The 16,198-nt window shown below is 51.3% G+C and carries 16 protein-coding genes; 2 read left to right on the top strand and 14 right to left on the bottom strand.

The window, feature by feature from the left end; translation table 11 throughout:
* Nucleotides 1–10: 10 nt before the first annotated feature.
* The 7 genes from TJ79_RS19015 to TJ79_RS18985 all read right to left on the bottom strand — a co-directional run bounded on the left by TJ79_RS19015 (nt 11) and on the right by TJ79_RS18985 (nt 7,961).
* Nucleotides 11–853, bottom strand: coding sequence for a sensor histidine kinase (locus TJ79_RS19015; RefSeq protein ID WP_052339757.1), 843 nt, complete (start codon nt 851–853; stop codon nt 11–13).
* A gap of 4 nt (nt 854–857) precedes the next feature.
* Entirely contained in the window at nt 858–1,595 is a 738-nt protein-coding gene (locus TJ79_RS19010) for an ABC transporter permease (RefSeq protein ID WP_040951929.1), read from the bottom strand.
* Entirely contained in the window at nt 1,588–2,532 is a 945-nt protein-coding gene (locus TJ79_RS19005) for an ABC transporter ATP-binding protein (protein ID WP_052339756.1), read from the bottom strand. Before TJ79_RS19005 ends, TJ79_RS19010 begins: the two co-directional genes overlap by 8 nt.
* A 178-nt stretch (nt 2,533–2,710) precedes the next feature.
* Entirely contained in the window at nt 2,711–4,666 is a 1,956-nt protein-coding gene (locus TJ79_RS19000) for a glycoside hydrolase family 127 protein (protein WP_040951928.1), read from the bottom strand.
* A gap of 48 nt (nt 4,667–4,714) precedes the next feature.
* Nucleotides 4,715–5,572, bottom strand: coding sequence for a carbohydrate ABC transporter permease (locus tag TJ79_RS18995; RefSeq protein ID WP_040951927.1), 858 nt, complete (start codon nt 5,570–5,572; stop codon nt 4,715–4,717).
* 3 nt (nt 5,573–5,575) lie between these two features.
* Nucleotides 5,576–6,520: a carbohydrate ABC transporter permease gene (locus TJ79_RS18990; protein WP_052339755.1), complete on the bottom strand. Its 945-nt coding sequence runs from the start codon at nt 6,518–6,520 to the stop codon at nt 5,576–5,578.
* Between the two features lie 106 nt (nt 6,521–6,626).
* Entirely contained in the window at nt 6,627–7,961 is a 1,335-nt protein-coding gene (locus TJ79_RS18985) for an ABC transporter substrate-binding protein (RefSeq protein ID WP_040951925.1), read from the bottom strand.
* 182 nt (nt 7,962–8,143) lie between these two features.
* On the opposite strand from TJ79_RS18985, the gene TJ79_RS18980 reads away from it, so the two are divergent.
* Nucleotides 8,144–9,034 carry a helix-turn-helix transcriptional regulator gene (locus TJ79_RS18980; RefSeq protein ID WP_040951924.1) on the top strand — a complete coding sequence of 297 codons (891 nt, stop codon included), beginning with the start codon at nt 8,144–8,146 and terminating at the stop codon, nt 9,032–9,034.
* Here the strand turns inward: TJ79_RS18980 and arfA are convergent.
* The 4 genes from arfA to infC form a co-directional block, all read right to left on the bottom strand.
* Nucleotides 9,031–10,545 (bottom strand): arabinosylfuranosidase ArfA, encoded by a 1,515-nt coding sequence (arfA, locus tag TJ79_RS18975; protein ID WP_040951923.1) that lies wholly within the window; start codon nt 10,543–10,545, stop codon nt 9,031–9,033. The two genes, TJ79_RS18980 and arfA, sit on opposite strands and share 4 nt — an antisense overlap.
* Nucleotides 10,546–10,814: 269 nt before the next feature.
* The gene (locus TJ79_RS18970) at nt 10,815–11,777 is read right to left on the bottom strand and encodes a hypothetical protein (protein ID WP_040951922.1); all 963 of its coding nucleotides are present in this window, start codon (nt 11,775–11,777) and stop codon (nt 10,815–10,817) included.
* Nucleotides 11,770–12,258, bottom strand: coding sequence for an RNA polymerase sigma factor (locus tag TJ79_RS18965; RefSeq protein ID WP_040951921.1), 489 nt, complete (start codon nt 12,256–12,258; stop codon nt 11,770–11,772). The genes TJ79_RS18970 and TJ79_RS18965 overlap by 8 nt, the downstream gene beginning before the upstream one ends.
* Before the next feature lie 570 nt (nt 12,259–12,828).
* Nucleotides 12,829–13,320: a translation initiation factor IF-3 gene (gene infC, locus TJ79_RS18955; RefSeq protein WP_040951919.1), complete on the bottom strand. Its 492-nt coding sequence runs from the start codon at nt 13,318–13,320 to the stop codon at nt 12,829–12,831.
* Nucleotides 13,321–13,517: 197 nt separating this feature from the next.
* Here infC and TJ79_RS18950 point away from each other — a divergent pair, with 197 nt between their 5' ends.
* Nucleotides 13,518–14,315: a hypothetical protein gene (locus tag TJ79_RS18950; protein WP_238323071.1), complete on the top strand. Its 798-nt coding sequence runs from the start codon at nt 13,518–13,520 to the stop codon at nt 14,313–14,315.
* Between the two features lie 77 nt (nt 14,316–14,392).
* Here TJ79_RS18950 and TJ79_RS18945 read toward each other — a convergent pair whose 3' ends face one another.
* The 3 genes from TJ79_RS18945 to TJ79_RS27595 all read right to left on the bottom strand — a co-directional run.
* Nucleotides 14,393–14,899 (bottom strand): polysaccharide deacetylase family protein, encoded by a 507-nt coding sequence (locus TJ79_RS18945; protein ID WP_040951931.1) that lies wholly within the window; start codon nt 14,897–14,899, stop codon nt 14,393–14,395.
* 200 nt (nt 14,900–15,099) lie between these two features.
* A complete protein-coding gene (locus TJ79_RS18940) occupies nt 15,100–15,981 on the bottom strand; it encodes a DUF6544 family protein (RefSeq protein ID WP_052339754.1) in 882 nt (293 codons plus the stop codon).
* On the bottom strand, nt 15,968–16,198 hold a 231-nt coding region (locus TJ79_RS27595; protein WP_040951917.1), incomplete at its 5' end, for a helix-turn-helix domain-containing protein. The genes TJ79_RS27595 and TJ79_RS18940, both read right to left, overlap by 14 nt.

Here is a 16,198-nt window from a genome sequence, read left to right as displayed (position 1 = left end):
GCTGACGATGTTATGCTTCAAATCGGAAAGACNCAGGCAAAGCCGGGTCGCCTTCAACCGTCAGCCGAATTCCTGCGCTTTTCNGAATCGCATCAGCCTCCAGAAGCTCCTCGGCTATTTTTACCGCCCGCATCTGGGTGACCAAATTCCGCACCTGAGCTAAAGCTGCACGGGACGCACAGCCAATCTCCTGCACTTCCTGCCGCACCCGTTCCGGGTTTTTATCGACCAGCTTTTCTACCAGTTGGCTTTTCAGAGTGATCAGGGATAAGGTATGCCCCAGCGTGTCGTGCAAATCCCGGGCGATGCGCATCCGCTCTTCCCGCTGCACCAGCTCTTTGATCTGCTCGTTAGCCTGGTTCAACTCCTGCTCCAGCTCTCTGTGCTTTTTAGCCGAACGCATTCCGAGGGGGATTAGCCAGATGATAAGGACAAAAGGAAAAAAACGAAAAATATTCTCCCTGTAATCTTTTAGTAAATAAACCGCAATCGGCACCATCATTATCGCCACGAGCGCCGCCATAACCATATAAAACTTCCGGTCCACCCCTCGAAACCAGCCGATAAAATTAGCCGAATATAGTGCCAAATAAATACAGGAGGTATCTAGAACCAAGGTTAATCCGGCTATGCACAGTACTTGCATGATCATCCAAAATATAAAACTGCGATCGGTATAAGACACATAGACTTGCCGGTACGTAACGAGAAAAGCGGCCAGCAGAATAAGTCCGCCCCAACGAACGGAGCCGCTCATCATGCACGCATAGTATAACGGCATGCACAGATAGATCAACCAAACATAGGGGTAGCCCCCTTGATCTTCCGGAAAAAGGCGAAACCGCTTGGCCATTCCATCACGACGCTTCCTGTTTCTTTCGTATATAGGTGGATAATACCATAAAAATCCCCAGATAAACGAGAAGAATCCATATGCTGCCAAGAGGCGGGACATGCCCCCTTCCAATCTCCCAAACTCCTTTTCCATATTGGTAGGAAGGAAGCAAACGGCCAACAGCCTGCATTCCTTTAGGGAACGTCTCCAGAGGTAACCACAACCCCCCGAGGATCGCCAAGATCAGATTGACCACGTTGCTTACGCCGCTTGCCGTATCCACTCGCTTCATCGTGCCGAAAAGGGAGCCCAGGGCGAGAAAGGGAGTGGAGCCGAGAAGAATCCACAGTCCGCTCAAGCCCCACTGCCAAGCGGATAACCGGACGCCGCTCACACCGAAGCCAACCGCGAAAAGGACCAAAACGATGCAAAGATGCAGAGCGGTTTGACCAACCATTTTGCCGATAAAATAGACGCCTGCGGGAAGCGGTGTAATGCTCATATGAGCGGTCCATCCACTCCGCTTCTCCTGCACGATGCGGATGCCATAGTTCATGATGGCGCTGCCCATCACGCTGAAGGAGGTCATCGACATCAAAAAGAAGGTTTTCCAGTCGGCCATGGAGGTTTGCACCTTGACCAGCCGGGTGTAAACGAGATAAAAGAGAATCGGCATCGCCATGGACCAGAACACATAGCTGGGGTTGCGGAAAATGCGCAGCAGTTCGGCTCTGCATTGAAGGATGATCATTTTAGGCATGTTCGGCCACCTCCTCGTGATAACCGGTCAGTTGGGAGAACGCGTCGTCCAGCTTCCCCTTCTCCACGGCGATATCGCACACTTGAAAAGACCCGGCAAACAATTCCGCAAGCAACGCGTCCGTATCCTCGGTATACAAAAAAATCCGTCCGTTCTTCTCTTCATATCCGGTAACGCCGGTGATTCGCTCCATCAGCCGGTCGACCATCCCTTCCTCCTTGCGAATAGACACCGCTTTGCGGATCAGCCCCGCCTTCATCCGTTCTGGGCTACCGTCTGCAATAAGCGCTCCGTCCCGAAAAAACAAAATGCGATCCGCCGCATCTTCCGCTTCCTGGAGGTAATGGGTGCTGAACAGCACCGTCTTTCCCGCTTGGGTCAGTGATTTGATTTGTTCCCAGAACGCTTTGCGGCCAAGCACGTCCATTCCAACCGTAGGCTCGTCGACGATAAGCAGATCTGGATCTCCCGCCAGCGCCAAGGCAAAGTTGAGCCGCCGTCTTTGGCCTCCGGACAGCTTTTCGGTCCGCTTTTCCATATCGTCCGGGGACAATCCGGTAAAAGCGGCCAGCCGCTCCATGGACATCGGCCGCGGATAATAATGCCGAAACAGTTCGATCAGCTCCCGCGCCTTCAGCCCGTCCATGACGCTAACCTCCTGCAGCATCGCCCCCGTCCTTTCCCGGACTTCCCGAGCCTTCGGCTCCATACCGAACAGCTTTATCTTTCCGTCCGTCGGCTCTTTCAGACCAAGCAGCAGCGTCAGTAGAGTCGTTTTTCCCGCCCCGTTTGCCCCTAATATGGCAACGCACTCGCCGCGGCCTATGGTAAAACTCACCTCCTGAGCCGCCTTCTTGCCGCCGAACACTTTCGTTACTCCGTCCACTTCCACGATCGCTTGCCCGGAACCGGCGCATTTCACGCTGTCATTCGCCATCTCATGCATACTCCTTCCGTTTTTCCTTCTTTAAAAAAGTTTAGCGGAAAAGCCGACAGTCCAAGAGATGAGGTTGTCATGACTTCAAATGACAGTTGTCATGTAAAGACGGGAACGCAAAAAAGGCACCCCATTAAATGTGGGATGCCGATTCTTTACTCTACAACCTATTATTCTTTTAAACTTCTTCACCAACCCAAACAGACATTTCTCCTACGCCGCGGTTTGCCCAGGCGAAATACGGAATGAAGGTAAGCTTCGCTTCCTCTCGGGCCCAGGAGGAATCGCCGCTGTACAGCGTATGGCTCCAGTCTGCAACGGACTTCAATCGGCTGCCGGACACTTCGATGGTCTTGACGCCATCGGGAATGCCGGTCTGATCCGCCAGCGAATAATCGTGATCAGCCGTTAGCCGCAGCTGATACAATCTTTTTCCGTTGTCGGCTTCTTCCAAGCAGTAAATGAAAGGTCCGCGCTGCAGCGCCACCTTGGAGAAGGTTTGACGAATAAGCGGATGGCCGCTCATCCGTTTCACCGGCATCGCAAAAACCAAATCTACGATATCGCCGCTCTTCCACTTCCGCGTCAGGCGGATGTAACCGTCTGGATCGGCGGATGTGAGGATCAGCTTTTCACCGCAGACCGTAATCTCCACTTCGTCGCACCAGTCCGGCATCCGCAGCGCCAGCGTGAACTCCGCCGGTTGCTCCGGCGTCACATCAAAGCGCACACGTCCGTCCGTAGCATAATGGGACGTTTGCTCGATTGTAACCGGCTTTCCGGCTACGACCATCTTCGCCTGACCGCCAATGTAAAGATCGGCATAAAGCGTATCCTCTTGCACGGAGTAAATATATTCACCCAACGAAGCCAAGAGACGAGCCACATTCGGTGGGCAGCAGGCGCAGCTGAACCATCCCTGGCGCTCCGCTTTGACGTGGTTGTAATTTTTGTTTTTACCCAGTACTTCCGGATAAACCTCCAGAGGATTTACATAGAAGAAACGAGTACCATCCAGAGACATGCCGCCGATTACCGTGTTATAGAGAGCGCGTTCCATGACATCGGCGTATTTGCTATCCCGGTGAAGCTGCAACATGCGGCGGGCGAAAAAGATGAGGCCGACCGAGGCGCAAGTCTCGGCATAGGCCAAATCCGGCGGCAAATCATAGTCCGTCGTAAAGGATTCTCCCTGCTCCATGGAGCCGATGCCGCCAGTTATATACATCCGTTTGCTCACGATGTTGTCCCACAGCTTCCGGCAAGCGGCCAGCATATTGGCATCCTTCGTTTCGATTGCCAGATCGGCCATTGCCGTACACATATAAACCAGGCGAACCGCGTGTCCCTCGGCCGTTTCCTGTTCACGGACCGGCAGATGCGATTGGCTGTATTCATGCTCGTGAACCATCGAGAGCTGCGGAAAATGCAGCGTCCGGCCGCGTTCCTCCCATTCCTGCTCGAAGAAGTGCGGTTTTTGGCCGCGCTGCTCCAGGAAATAGCGGCTGAGCTTCAAGTATCTTTCATTACCCGTGGCATGATAGAGCTTGACCAGCGCCAATTCGATTTCCTGATGACCGTCATAACCCTGGAGCTTGCCTGGCTCCGTCCCGAAAACCGTATCGATGTAATCAGCGAACCGGCTGACAGCATCCAGCAGCTTTCTTTTGCCGGTAGCCCGGTAGTAGGCCGTCGCCGCTTCGATCATATGACCGGCGCAGTACAGCTCGTGGCATTCGGCCAGATCGGTCCATTCCTTGCCCGGCTCTTTCAGCATGAAATAGGTGTTGATATATCCGTCTTCCCGCTGGGCCCCCGCCACGAGATCGATGACTCCGTCCGCAATTTCCTCCAGCGCAGGATCGCGCTTCGTCTCCAGCAAATAAGCGACCGCTTCCAGCCATTTGCCGACATCGCTGTCCTGGAACACCATGCCGTAAAACTCGCCTTGTTCCCGGCCCGCGGCAATTTTGAAATTATGGATGGCATGGCTCGGTTCGGCTCCCTCCACCCGGTCATTCAGCGCTTCCCATTGATAAGGAACCATGACTTCCCGTACCAAACGGATATATTCCGACCAAAAAGGATCATCAATATGGATATTTCTTGTTGGCAACACTTTGTTGTCTATCATGTATAGAACTCTCCTCTTTTATCTGGGGCATCCCTTTTTAATATGAACTTACCCTTTGACTCCGCCTACGGTCAGCCCTTCCATAAAGAATCGTTGGAAGAACAGGAATACGACCAGAATCGGCAGAATCGCTAACACGGCCCCCGCAATCAACGCTTCATAGTTATTGCCGAGAGGCGATACGAAAGAGGCGAGTCCGATGGGCAATGTAAATTGCTCCGTCGTCCGCAGCACAATGAGCGGCCACAGGAAGTTATTCCAACTATTCATCGCCTGCAGGATGGTGATCGCGCCAAAGGCCGGAGCCATAAGCGGCACCATGATTCTGAAAAAGATCCCATATTCCGTACAACCGTCAATCCGCCCGGCATCCATAAAATCCTTCGGCAATCCAAGAGCGAACTGGCGGAAGAAGAAAATCGGCAGCGGAGAGACGATAAACGGCAGGATGACCCCCCAAATCGTATTGATCAGCTTCATGGAAATCATCAATTTGTAAAGGGGTAGCAGAATGATCTCCACGGGAATCATCATGACCACAAGAACCAAGGTGAAGATCAGATTGCGGCCCTTGAACCGGTACATCCCCAGACCGTACCCGACCATGGAAGAAAGCAGCAAGCTGAGTAGCGTGAACAGGATGGTGATGACTAGGCTGTTCTTGTACCACCCAAAATAATGGGAGGCGTCGCCTTTGCCCGAAAAAATGCTTTTGTAATTGGCAAAGCCCATGACATCCAAATCCCACCGTACATTGAGTCCATAGCGGAACAATTCCGTCGCCGGCTTCAACGAAGCCAAGAAGAGCGCGTATAAAGGGAATAGCATAAGGACGGCCAAAACGAGAAACAAGATCAGCATCAGCGCGGAGGATAGGGTGAATTTGGTTTTTTCTTTGGTTTGCATATTCTACTCCTCCTTCTTGAACATCCCCGTCAGCGTCAATTGCACCATGCTCACCACAAGGGTGATGCCGAGTAGAGTGATGCCAATCGCCGAGCCGAAGCCGAGATTAAAGTATTGGAAGCCCTCTTGATAAATGTAACCGACAATCGTAAGGCCGATATTTTGCGGCGACGGCTTGCCTGCCCACAGCATGTAGCTTTCGGTAAACATGGAATAGCCGCCATATATGGTGATCGTCACAACATAAATTGTGATCGGTTTAAGCAAAGGAACCGTAATATTCCATAATTTTCTCATCGTGCCGGCACCGTCGATTTCGGCGGCCTCATACATATCCTTGGGAATTCCCTGAAGGGCAGATAGAAAATATAAAATGTTGATGCCGATCCAGCGCCAACCGGCGAGTACCAGAAGCGCGAACATGCCTAAACTTGAGCTGTACAGCCAACGCTGACTGGATATGCCGAACAGATGCAAAATGCGGTTCATCAATGCTCCGTCCAGTTCCCCGAAGATCAGCCGAAAAATAACGCCAGCCACTACGACGGAAGTAAGCGCCGGAATAAATAAGGTAGATCTGAAAAAGTTGCTGAACATCATTCTTTTGGAATTCAATAGAATGGCGAGCAGCATAGGGATGGGAATCAATAGGATCAAGGTCCAAATGGTATAGCGGCTGCTATTGTAGAGCGCCTTTCCGAAATCTTCATTCCATAAGCTGCGGTAATTGTCGAAGCCGACAAACGAAACTTGTCCCGGCAGCACTTCTTGAAAGCTCATCACTCCAGCATGGATCAGAGGATAAGCAAAAAAGACGGCAAAGGACACGAGAAACGGCAATACAAACACATAGGGCGCGATTTTCTGCGAGTTTCCCAGTCGAAAACCTTTCCTGCCTTTAGGGCTTAGCTCTCTTTCAGTTTGCACAACAATGCCTCCACTCCACATTCATCTAAAAACGCGATGCTGCATGAACCTGCAGGAATCCGACTATTGGCGGCCATGGAAGGATATTTTCACATCCGCTCCACGGCCGCCATTCTTTTTATCGTTATTATTTCAAGCTTGCTTGAACTTCTTTCAGCACTTTGGCCGGATCTTTCATATCGATGAAGATTTGCGGGATTGCTTTGTTGCGAATCGCATCAAATACTTCCGGCGATTTCTCGCGGATATGAACCGGAGCAATCTCATCCTTAACGCTCAGCAGCGTATCAAAAATATCGGTGCCGAAATAATCGGTGAACTTATTGGATTCCTTCATCGCCGGATCGCTCCATACATCCGTTCGGATCGGGTCAAACCCAAGCTGTTTCCAAATTTGTAGGTTGCCTTCTTTGGACAATTTGGCATAAGCAAGGAATTCCTTGATGAGTTCGGGGTTCTTCGCTTGATTCGTAACGGAAGTAGCCGTACCGCCCATACCGGCTGAACGGTTGCCGCCTTCGGTCCAAGCCGGCATCGGCCGGATGATAATCTTGCCCTTCAGATCAGGCATGTGATCCGTAAAACGGGTCATGAACCAGAACGGCATGAACACCGATGCCGCGCTGCCCGAATCCATGTAGCCGAAGTATTCTTCCGTGTCATGGCCGGCTCCCGGCGCTACAGCCGCAACGCCTTCCTTCACCATGTTTTGGAAGAACTCCATCGTCTTCACGTTGACCGGCGTATCTACCGTCACGTTGCCGTCGTTATCCACTTGGTCGGAGCCTTGCTGGCTGATTGCCGGCCACCAGGACCAGTTGCCGTTGCCTTCGAAGGTGATGATCGGTTTGCCGGTTTTCTCTTTCACTGTCTTGCCTGCCGCTTCGAAATCGGCCCAGGTCTTGATGTTGTCCGGATTCACGCCTGCTTGGTCGAGGATATCCTTGTTGTAGTACATGACCGTTGCGCCTACATGGTAATCGATGCCGTAGTATGTGTTGTCCTTGCTGTATATTTCGACTCTGGATTTAACGATATTATTCAATTCCGGTTCAACAATATCGTTAAGTGATACCAGTTGCGGTTTACCCTTCATGAAGTTTGGGAATTTGCTTTGCTCGATATCGACCAAATCCGGAGCGCCTACTCCCGATTGGAGGGCTACCAACAGCTTGGTGTGCATGTCGTCATACGGAATGGTTGTCGCTTCAAGTTTGATCTGTTTATCCGGGTGGCTTTCATTCCAGCTTGCCGCCATGCTCTCATAGAACTTCTGATGGGCGTCGACGAAGGTCCAGAATACCACTTTGGTTGCCTCGCCGTTTGTCTTACCTGCATTAGTGCTTTGGGTTGGTTGAGTGGATGACGACGTCTCTTTTTTATCGTTTCCTCCACCGCATCCCGTGAGTCCCATAACCAGAGCTAACGATAAAGCCGTCGTACCAAGAATAGCCTTTTTCATGCAGCACCCTCCTTAAAATGGATAAAACCAAGCAGCCTAGAGAAACATTTGGTAAAAACAATTTTAGTTTTTACAACATTTAAGTAAGCGCTTTATTTATTATAATACATGATATATCATAAAATAAAACGATTAAAATCAACCTGATTTTTAATAATTTCAACCTATGCGGAGGTACTACTATGAATTCGTCCATTCTCCATTTCATCTCGCCGCCGATTCCGTATTTCGTAGATTGCGGACATGCCTCTTACTCGGCAGGAGATTATCATATCAACCGAAATTGCATCGGTGTCTTTGATTTAATCATCGTTCAAAAAGGAACCCTTCCCATTGGTGAGGACGGCATAACCTGGGAGCTGCAAGAAGGGGAAGCCCTTATTCTCCGCCCGGATGGCCATCATTACGGCTCCGCACCCGTTAGCGGGGATACCAAGATCATCTGGATCCACTTTCAAACCTTCGGCAGTTGGAAAGAATGCGCGAGTATGGATGAATGCCATGACAATCAAGCCCAACTGATTGAAAAGCATAAGATGAACGCCTATTTGAATCATGCCGACGTCTGCTCGATTTTTATCCCGAAGCATATGAAAATCAGCAGCAAAGCCATGGAAGTGCTGGACTTGTTCTTCGAACAAGAGCATGAGCCCCAGTCACTGCGCAACTGGAAACGTCAAGCCTCCTTCCAGCAATTCCTCCAGCATCTTGACCGTGATCTGGCCTCTCCGTCCGAAGCGACCGCCATTCAGCTTGCAGAGAAAGTGGAATTATATATCCGCCGCAACTATACCCGCGAAATCACCAATTCCATGCTGCAAAAGGAACTGAACTATCACCCGAATTACTTGGCCAAAAGCATGCTGAAAGCGTACGGAATGACTCCCATGGCTTATTTGCAATATTACCGTTTGGAACAATCCAAGCGGCTGCTGCTGCAAACCTCTTGGTCCGTGGCCCGCATCGCCGAAGAGGTCGGATTCCATCATGTTTCCCATTATTCATCCTGCTTCTCGAAGAAAGAGGGCCTTTCTCCGACGGGCTTCCGCAGCAAATTCATCCGCGAGCGTTAAGCCTGGCGCAACCGGATCACATTCCAGCTCAGCTTGGGTAAAGCAGCCGTCAACCGGCCATCCGCTATTTGGGCATCCCCACCAGTATGGGGGCGAACGTTGCTCGGATTCGCAGCGGTATTGATCGCTTTCGCATCCTCATGCTCCAGCACGATATGCTCCTCCACGCGGTAATTTTGGAAGCCGCGCACGTCGCATTCAAGCTGCAGAGTATCTTCAAGACTCTTGTTCAGGGCAAATACGACCAGTTCTTCATTCTTCTCGTTGAAAACAACGGCGGAATCCAGCATGGGCACATCCGTGTATTCTTTGCTGTCATATTTGGGAGAAGAGATCACTGGGCGCAACACCGTCCCCCGACCATACAGGGAAGCGTGCATGTACGGGTAAAAGATCGTCTGTTTCCATGCCGCTCCGCCGTTTTCCGTCATGATCGGCGCGATGGCGTTGACGAGTTGGGCGAGACAGGCGATTTTGACGCGATCGGCATGGTTGAGCAAGGTGATCAGCATCCCGCCGACCATTAGGGCGTCTTCAAAGGTGTACACATCTTCCAGTTGCGCCGGAGCGTTCTGCCAGGGCGTTACGTTCTTGTCGGATTCCAGCGTGTGGAACCAGACATTCCATTCGTCAAAGGAGAGATTCAACGTTTTTTTGCTGCGTTTTTTCGCTTTGATATAGTCACATATAGCGACCACTTCCTTGATGAACAGGTCCATATCCAATGACCGGGCCAGATAATTAGCCGTATCGTTTTCCGCATTGCCGTAATACGTGTGCAGCGATAAATAATCTACCTGATCGTAAGTGTGATCCAGAACGGTAGCTTCCCACTGGGCATAGGTCGGCATGGCGCGGAACGAACTGCCGCAAGCCACCAGCTCGATGGAAGGGTCGACCAGGCGCATCGCTTTTGCCGTTTCACTTGCAAGCCGTCCATACTCGTCCGCCGTTTTTTGTCCAATCTGCCAAGGACCGTCCATTTCGTTGCCGAGGCACCAGGTTTTAATGCCGTGGGGCTTTTCATAGCCGTGGCTTCTCCGCAGGTCACTGTAATAACTTCCCGAAGGATGGTTACAGTACTCCAGCAAATTGCGGGCGGCATCGACTCCCCGTGTGCCCAGGTTTACCGCCATCATGACGTCCGATTGCAGCTCGCGAGCCCAACGGATGAATTCGTTCGTCCCTACCTCGTTGGTTTCCACCGTCCGCCAGGCAAGCTCCAGCTTGCGCGGTCGGGACGATACCGGGCCGACGCCATCCTCCCAATTGTATCCCGATACGAAGTTTCCTCCGGGGTAACGAATCATCGGAACGTTTAATTCCCGAATTAAACCAGCGACGTCTTTTCTGAAGCCATTTTCGTCCGCCTGGGGATGTCCCGGTTCATATATTCCTCCATATACAGCCCGTCCGAGATGTTCGATGAACGAACTGTACAGGCGGGGATCCACCTCTGCCAAAACGTACTCCGGGTCTATCGTGAGCTTGGCTTTCTTCTCAAGCGCCATCCTTATCTTCCTTTCATTTTCAATAATTGCAATGTGGTATTTTCTCTTATCTCTTACCATCTTACCTATGAAAATAAGGAAATCCCATCAACAGATTAAGTTGGATTTTATAGATTTACAACCTTTTTCCGAGAGAGAGAATTCACTTGGAATAAGATTTCCATAATGACGGGAATTTACCCCGAGAGGTCCGCTCAAAACGCGCAAAAGGCCGATCGGAAATCCGACTGGCCTTTGGATGATGCTATGACCTGCATCCGTTCATCTCATTAAAGTTGATTCCACAGCTCGGCAAAAGCCGGCGCATCGGTTTTAAATAAAACCGCCGCATTGCCGTACATGATATATCCGTCCTTGAAAAGCCGCAGCGTCACCATGGTTTGATCCTTCAGCTTGAGGGTCAGGAACTTTTGGTTCTCTCCGCTTTCGCCGAGCAGTTCGTCCAGCTTTTCTTCCCGGGGCAAAGGCGTGGCTTCGTCCAGTGCCTGTAAAAAGCCGTCAACCTTGATGTCCGGGTTTTGCGTCTGACGAATCCCTTTCCCTTCGTTCCAGCTGTCGAAGGTTTCCCATTCAGCCGATTGAACGTTGCCGGCAAGATGCAGCTTGCCGAACACATCGGCGCCTTTCGTTACGGTGATGCCGTTCAAACACTCTAGGATGTCCGCCCAAACCTCGCCGTTTTGCTCCGTATAGCTTATGAGCCGGAAGCTGCTGTCGTAGCCTTTTATCGTATAAATCGTCCCGCCGACTGTGGAAGCAAGCTCCGTGGCATATGCATCCTGAGTGCTCCATTCGTTGATATTGCCTTTCGCCGTGCCGATTTTTTCGCCCAGCAGCGCTTTGGCGTCGGCTCCGGCTACGGTCGTGCCGGTTTGGGTATAAATTTTGCCCTTATATACGACCAGGCCGATCATGTCCATCGCAGCTCCGGTTTGCTTTGGCAGCTCCATTTGTGGGATCACAACGGCGCCTTGCTGAGAGGGAGTCACGGTAACGGCAGGGGACGGCATAGAAGAAGGTTGATCCGTAGGTGTTGCCGACTGTTTTCCCGGAAGATACATACTGCCGTATATCGCCAACGCCGCCACTAAAGCAAGACACGCTGCGGCAACAGGAATAAACCGCCGCCGGTTCACTCGTGTTTGATTATTCATTTTCGCTTCCAGCCTCTCTTTAAAAGCGGCATCCGGTTCAACTTGGTCGAACAGCCGCTTGTAATCTTTTTTATTCATGGTGAATAGCCTCCAGTTCCAGCTTAAGCAGTTGCCTGCCTCGCGCTAGCCGCATTTTGACGGCGGATTCTTTGATGTTAAGGGTCTCGGCTATCTGCTTAATGGAGTAATCCTCGTAGTAGTGGAGATGAATGACTGCCTTGAGTTTAAAAGGCAACGCCAGCACGCTTTCCATCATGTGACGGTCTTCCGGAGCGCTGCTGAAATCCTCGATCCGGCTGGTGACGACCGTCCGCTTTTTCCACACGCTGCGTGTCATATTGTGACACTGGTTGATCAATACTCGGATCAGCCATGCTTTCTCATGCTCATCGTTGCGAAATTCAGGAGCTTTATACAGAAGCTTCATGAACGCCTCCTGCACCGCTTCCTCCGCATCTTCCTTGCTCCCCAGGTGAAGAACGGCTATTTTATACAGCATCTTGCCGTATTGATGGTATTTTTCCGTGAACATCTCGCCCGGCCGCGGCGAAATACGCATACCGTCAACCTCCTTTCACCTCTAACACACATGATAAAGCAAAACGGTCACATTTAAGAGCCAAGGATAAACGGCTGACGCCGACACCGTACCCCACAAAGTGAAGCCAACCCTAACGAAGCTTAATCAGGTACTTTGCGGGGACCCCGATGCCAGGACGAGCGACGTTTACCGTAGCGGAATCAGGCTTTATTATAGTGGCAAACTTATAAATTCTGATGGAGGAAAAAAGCCTTTCGAACAGCATGTCGCTGCCAAAAGGCTTTGGGAAAAGATGTCGCGCTCAAGTTTTTGCTGGGTTCGGGACATTTGCGAAGAAATCGTGGATTTTATGGAGAATTTCCTTTTGATGGAGTGGCTTTGGGCTGAATTTGTTGGATATTATGTATAATTTTCTTCTTAAAAGTCGGCTGAAAGGCCGAAATCATGCCTTTTGTCCAACATTTCGATGGTTTCAATGTCATCTGCAATCAAATGATACATGAAATCCAACATTTTTCCCTCTGCGTATGCAAAACAGGAATCTATGAATCAGTCTTCTCTTCGCCACACGCCATTGCTAGCTCTCCTCTATTGCTTGGGCACGACCGTGACTTGAGCCATTTTCCCGCTGAGTTGGATTCCCGTTTGCGGGCGGCCACATGATTTCAGATCTGCCAGAAGTCTTTCCAGCAGCGCCTTCGCTTGAGGGCCTTCCTTGCCGCCAATCGCCACTGTTAGGCGGACGGCATTGCCGCTCATAAGCAGCCGCTCCGTCTGGTTTTTCTTCGTATCGTAGTCGTGCTCTTCAATCTGCGGCGTAAGGCGGATCTCCTTTTCTTTTCGTTCGCCAGAGGCGTTTTTGTCTTGCTTGCGGGCTATCTGCTCCTGCTGTTTCGCCGCTCCGGCACCGATCAGCTTGCAGGGCGGTGGACTGGAGAAAAGAGACGTGCACACCAAATCCACTTTTAGCTTCTTGGCCAGCGCCAGCGCTTCCCGGGTCGGCATGACGCCTAAATCCTCTCCGTTAACTCCGGTTAGCTGAACCTCCACGGCCTTGATTTTTTCGTTCATGATGATCATAAAAATCTTCCTTCCTATGCGATCCGTCGGCTTGACGCCCGGTCAAAAAACGGATATAGTTGGAAACATAGTCGAACATACGATCCCTTACGATGGAAGCACCCGTAAGATAAGGCCCCGAGCCTTGCTTACAGGTGCTTTTTTGCGTCTGCGTCTTTGTCTTCGTTTTCGGCTGCGAAACCTATCTTGTATGAAAGGTGTTGTTGCCCGTGTTGAAGAAACCGTTCGCGCTCTGCCTCGTTGTCCTGATCGCCGTCATTTGGCTGCCCGCCCAAGCCTTTGCCGCCTCCGCCGCATCCCTTACGCCATCGGCTAAAACCGCCTTTGACAAAGTAACGGCAGCCGCTCCGGCCGCTGTTCAGACCAAGCTCAAGGACCAGTATACCCAGCTATTGGCTATTGCCGCCCAAGACGCCAAACTGGATGCGGAAATCAAATCGCTCCACAACGCCAACCAAGAAGACCTGCTTAAGGTAAATACAAAACTGAAGAAGCTGGATGAGGACAAGCTCGCCGCACTGACTAAGCAGGTTGCCGATGCAAAAGCCCATTATCAGCCGCTGTTCGACAAATACACCGATTTGAACCAACAGATAACCCTGGCGCGAAAACTAAAAAACAAACTGCTGATCAGCACCCTTACGACCCAGCAGGACGTCATGAAGATCGCCGTTACGGCGGCCAGAGATGAAATCCGCAAGAAAGAAGCCGCTTTGAAAAGTGCAAAAGACGCCAAAGCCAAAAACGTCAAACAAGTCAAAGAAACCCTCGCGGGCATGGATGCCGTAAACATCAAGATCAAGGCGGAAAAAAGCGCCAGCACTTCAACTGGCAAGCTCATAACCGATGGAGAGAAATCCCTCAATCAGGCCATTAAACTAAAGGATGCATCCGGCACTCTCGCCTATATCGGCTCGCTCAACAGTCTGTCCCGGCAGTTGGTGGAGCAGAAAAAGAAATCAGCAGCTTCGAAAAGGACATCAGCGGCATTCTGACCAAAAGCATGAGCCTCATCCCGGCAAACTAAGCGGCATGCAGCCCATATCAGGAAACGGTTGGTCCCGCCCCTGGTTCAGGCGCGAACAAAGCCTTCCTCCTGCAAATACTCCAGCGCTTCCTCATAGGTTTCGAAGGCGGAGTCCAGGTTGACGCCGGCATAGATGTACCACATTTGGTCCTCATCCTCCAGCTTCAGGGTTAGGGTTTGTTTCTTCGCATTGATCCAGCGCTCTTCTCCAGCTTGGGTTTGAGCTCCTGTTACTGCATCGGCTCTCCCGGCTACGACGGAAGGCGCCGTTTCCGCCGGTCGCAAGGAATCGATGGAAGCGGCAATCAGCTTGCGCAGTTCATCGGCGTCGTAGTCCCGAATGTTTACGAAGCCCTTGTCGTCGACGGGGTAGTTCGCAAGCTGTCCGGCGTAGACGAAGCCGTTTCCGTTTGGGTGCAGGTGATAAAGCACCGTTTTTTTCTCATAAGCGCTATCCTCATAATGATAATTCACCCTACCCATGGATACATCCTTGCGTTGAAGTTCGGGGAAGGTATCGGCGATAGCGAGTTTTTCGGCAAAAGTAAGCATGTATTCGTCCTCCAGACGATTGGATATCAAAAATATCGGAAGGGCTTCTCCCACTCCCGACTTCCAGGCAGTGAGGAGTACGCTCTTGGTGATGAGCGCCAAAATCCCCCGCTCCCCGATCCAGAAAACCGGAAGACGGGGGAACAATTCATTATGTCCCTGATGGTGCTCGGTGTCAAAATCATATAGGATGAGACGTCCTATTCGCTCACGTTATGCTCAATTCTATCCATGTGGAATTTTGCATAGAGAAAGTCCCCTTCCGGCAAATGCCAAACGGCCTCGCCATAGGTGGGAAACGTGACGCCGCCGACTGTCCGATAATCTCGAACCGGAGTACTCCATCTCGTCCGCACATACTCTCCGTCGGGCTTCGTAAAATATCGGTCGTCCGTCACAAAATCAACCAATGCTCCATCGTCGTTAAAATACAGGGTCGCCGCCACCTTCACCCCGCCGTCCTCCATCGTGCAGCTGGCGCTATGCTCATCCACCGGAGTCCACTTGATCCGGTTATCGACAAGAGCCCCCGGCGATAGCAGGCTGATGTCGTTCAACAGCGTGACAAGTTCAGCCTGATCCATTTCCGGTCCGGTTTGATCTGCCACCGTTAGCCAGGAGGCCAACTTGATGTGCATGCGGCCTTTGCCTCCCACGTACGAGTCGATACCCGATACTGGTATGCCGAACATCCGCGTCTTGATGAAGAACAATCGGGCATAGTCCTTGTAAAAGTTGGTCTGGTCAACCGTCACCCGCGACCACGGACGGTCCTTGCCCAGCTTCATTTCTCCTTTAATGGAAATCTTGGTGTTCTCCACTCTCGCCTTGCCCACTGCTCCCATGTAGCGCAAATAGTTTTGCACCGGCTCGGGCATGTAGGCGATATCCCCTTCCGTCAATACAGCTGGCGTTCCTTTATCCGCTATCGATTCCGCCGCCAAATGGCTGTTCACGAGTTCTCGATACTGCTTTTTCATGACCCATCCTCCTATTGAAATAACGAAGATCAGAATCAGCAGAACGAGTACCGTTGCACCGCCGATTCTGACGTATCTACCGCTTCGTTTAGTCATCTTCATGTATGCCTTCTCCCGCCTTCAGCGCGTTGGCATACATACGGTGGAATCCTTTCCATAAGGCAGCGATGTCACCATCGTCCAGTCCGGTAAAAAGACCGCGGATAAACGCTTCGTCCTGCTTCAGCCGTTTCTCCCAGAAGGATCGGCTATTGTCCGTCAGCCGCAGACGCAGAATCCGGTTGTCCGCTTTATCTTTTCGATGGACAAAAACCCTTCT

Source organism: Gorillibacterium massiliense (assembly GCF_000455485.1).
GTDB classification, from domain to species: Bacteria; Bacillota; Bacilli; order Paenibacillales; family NBRC-103111; genus Gorillibacterium; species Gorillibacterium massiliense.
The sequence above is the reverse complement of the archived record's forward strand: the minus strand, read 5'-3'. Positions and strand labels throughout refer to the sequence as shown.

Coding starts and splice junctions, on each gene's coding strand:
- TJ79_RS19010 (WP_040951929.1), bottom strand. CDS start 1,595: ATGCCTAAAATGATCATCCTTCAATGCAGAGCCGAACTGCTGCGCATT.
- TJ79_RS19005 (WP_052339756.1), bottom strand. CDS start 2,532: ATGGCGAATGACAGCGTGAAATGCGCCGGTTCCGGGCAAGCGATCGTG.
- TJ79_RS19000 (WP_040951928.1), bottom strand. CDS start 4,666: ATGATAGACAACAAAGTGTTGCCAACAAGAAATATCCATATTGATGAT.
- TJ79_RS18995 (WP_040951927.1), bottom strand. CDS start 5,572: ATGCAAACCAAAGAAAAAACCAAATTCACCCTATCCTCCGCGCTGATG.
- TJ79_RS18990 (WP_052339755.1), bottom strand. CDS start 6,520: ATGTGGAGTGGAGGCATTGTTGTGCAAACTGAAAGAGAGCTAAGCCCT.
- TJ79_RS18985 (WP_040951925.1), bottom strand. CDS start 7,961: ATGAAAAAGGCTATTCTTGGTACGACGGCTTTATCGTTAGCTCTGGTT.
- TJ79_RS18980 (WP_040951924.1), top strand. CDS start 8,144: ATGAATTCGTCCATTCTCCATTTCATCTCGCCGCCGATTCCGTATTTC.
- arfA (WP_040951923.1), bottom strand. CDS start 10,545: ATGGCGCTTGAGAAGAAAGCCAAGCTCACGATAGACCCGGAGTACGTT.
- TJ79_RS18970 (WP_040951922.1), bottom strand. CDS start 11,777: ATGAATAAAAAAGATTACAAGCGGCTGTTCGACCAAGTTGAACCGGAT.
- TJ79_RS18965 (WP_040951921.1), bottom strand. CDS start 12,258: ATGCGTATTTCGCCGCGGCCGGGCGAGATGTTCACGGAAAAATACCAT.
- infC (WP_040951919.1), bottom strand. CDS start 13,320: ATGATCATCATGAACGAAAAAATCAAGGCCGTGGAGGTTCAGCTAACC.
- TJ79_RS18945 (WP_040951931.1), bottom strand. CDS start 14,899: ATGCTTACTTTTGCCGAAAAACTCGCTATCGCCGATACCTTCCCCGAA.
- TJ79_RS18940 (WP_052339754.1), bottom strand. CDS start 15,981: ATGAAGATGACTAAACGAAGCGGTAGATACGTCAGAATCGGCGGTGCA.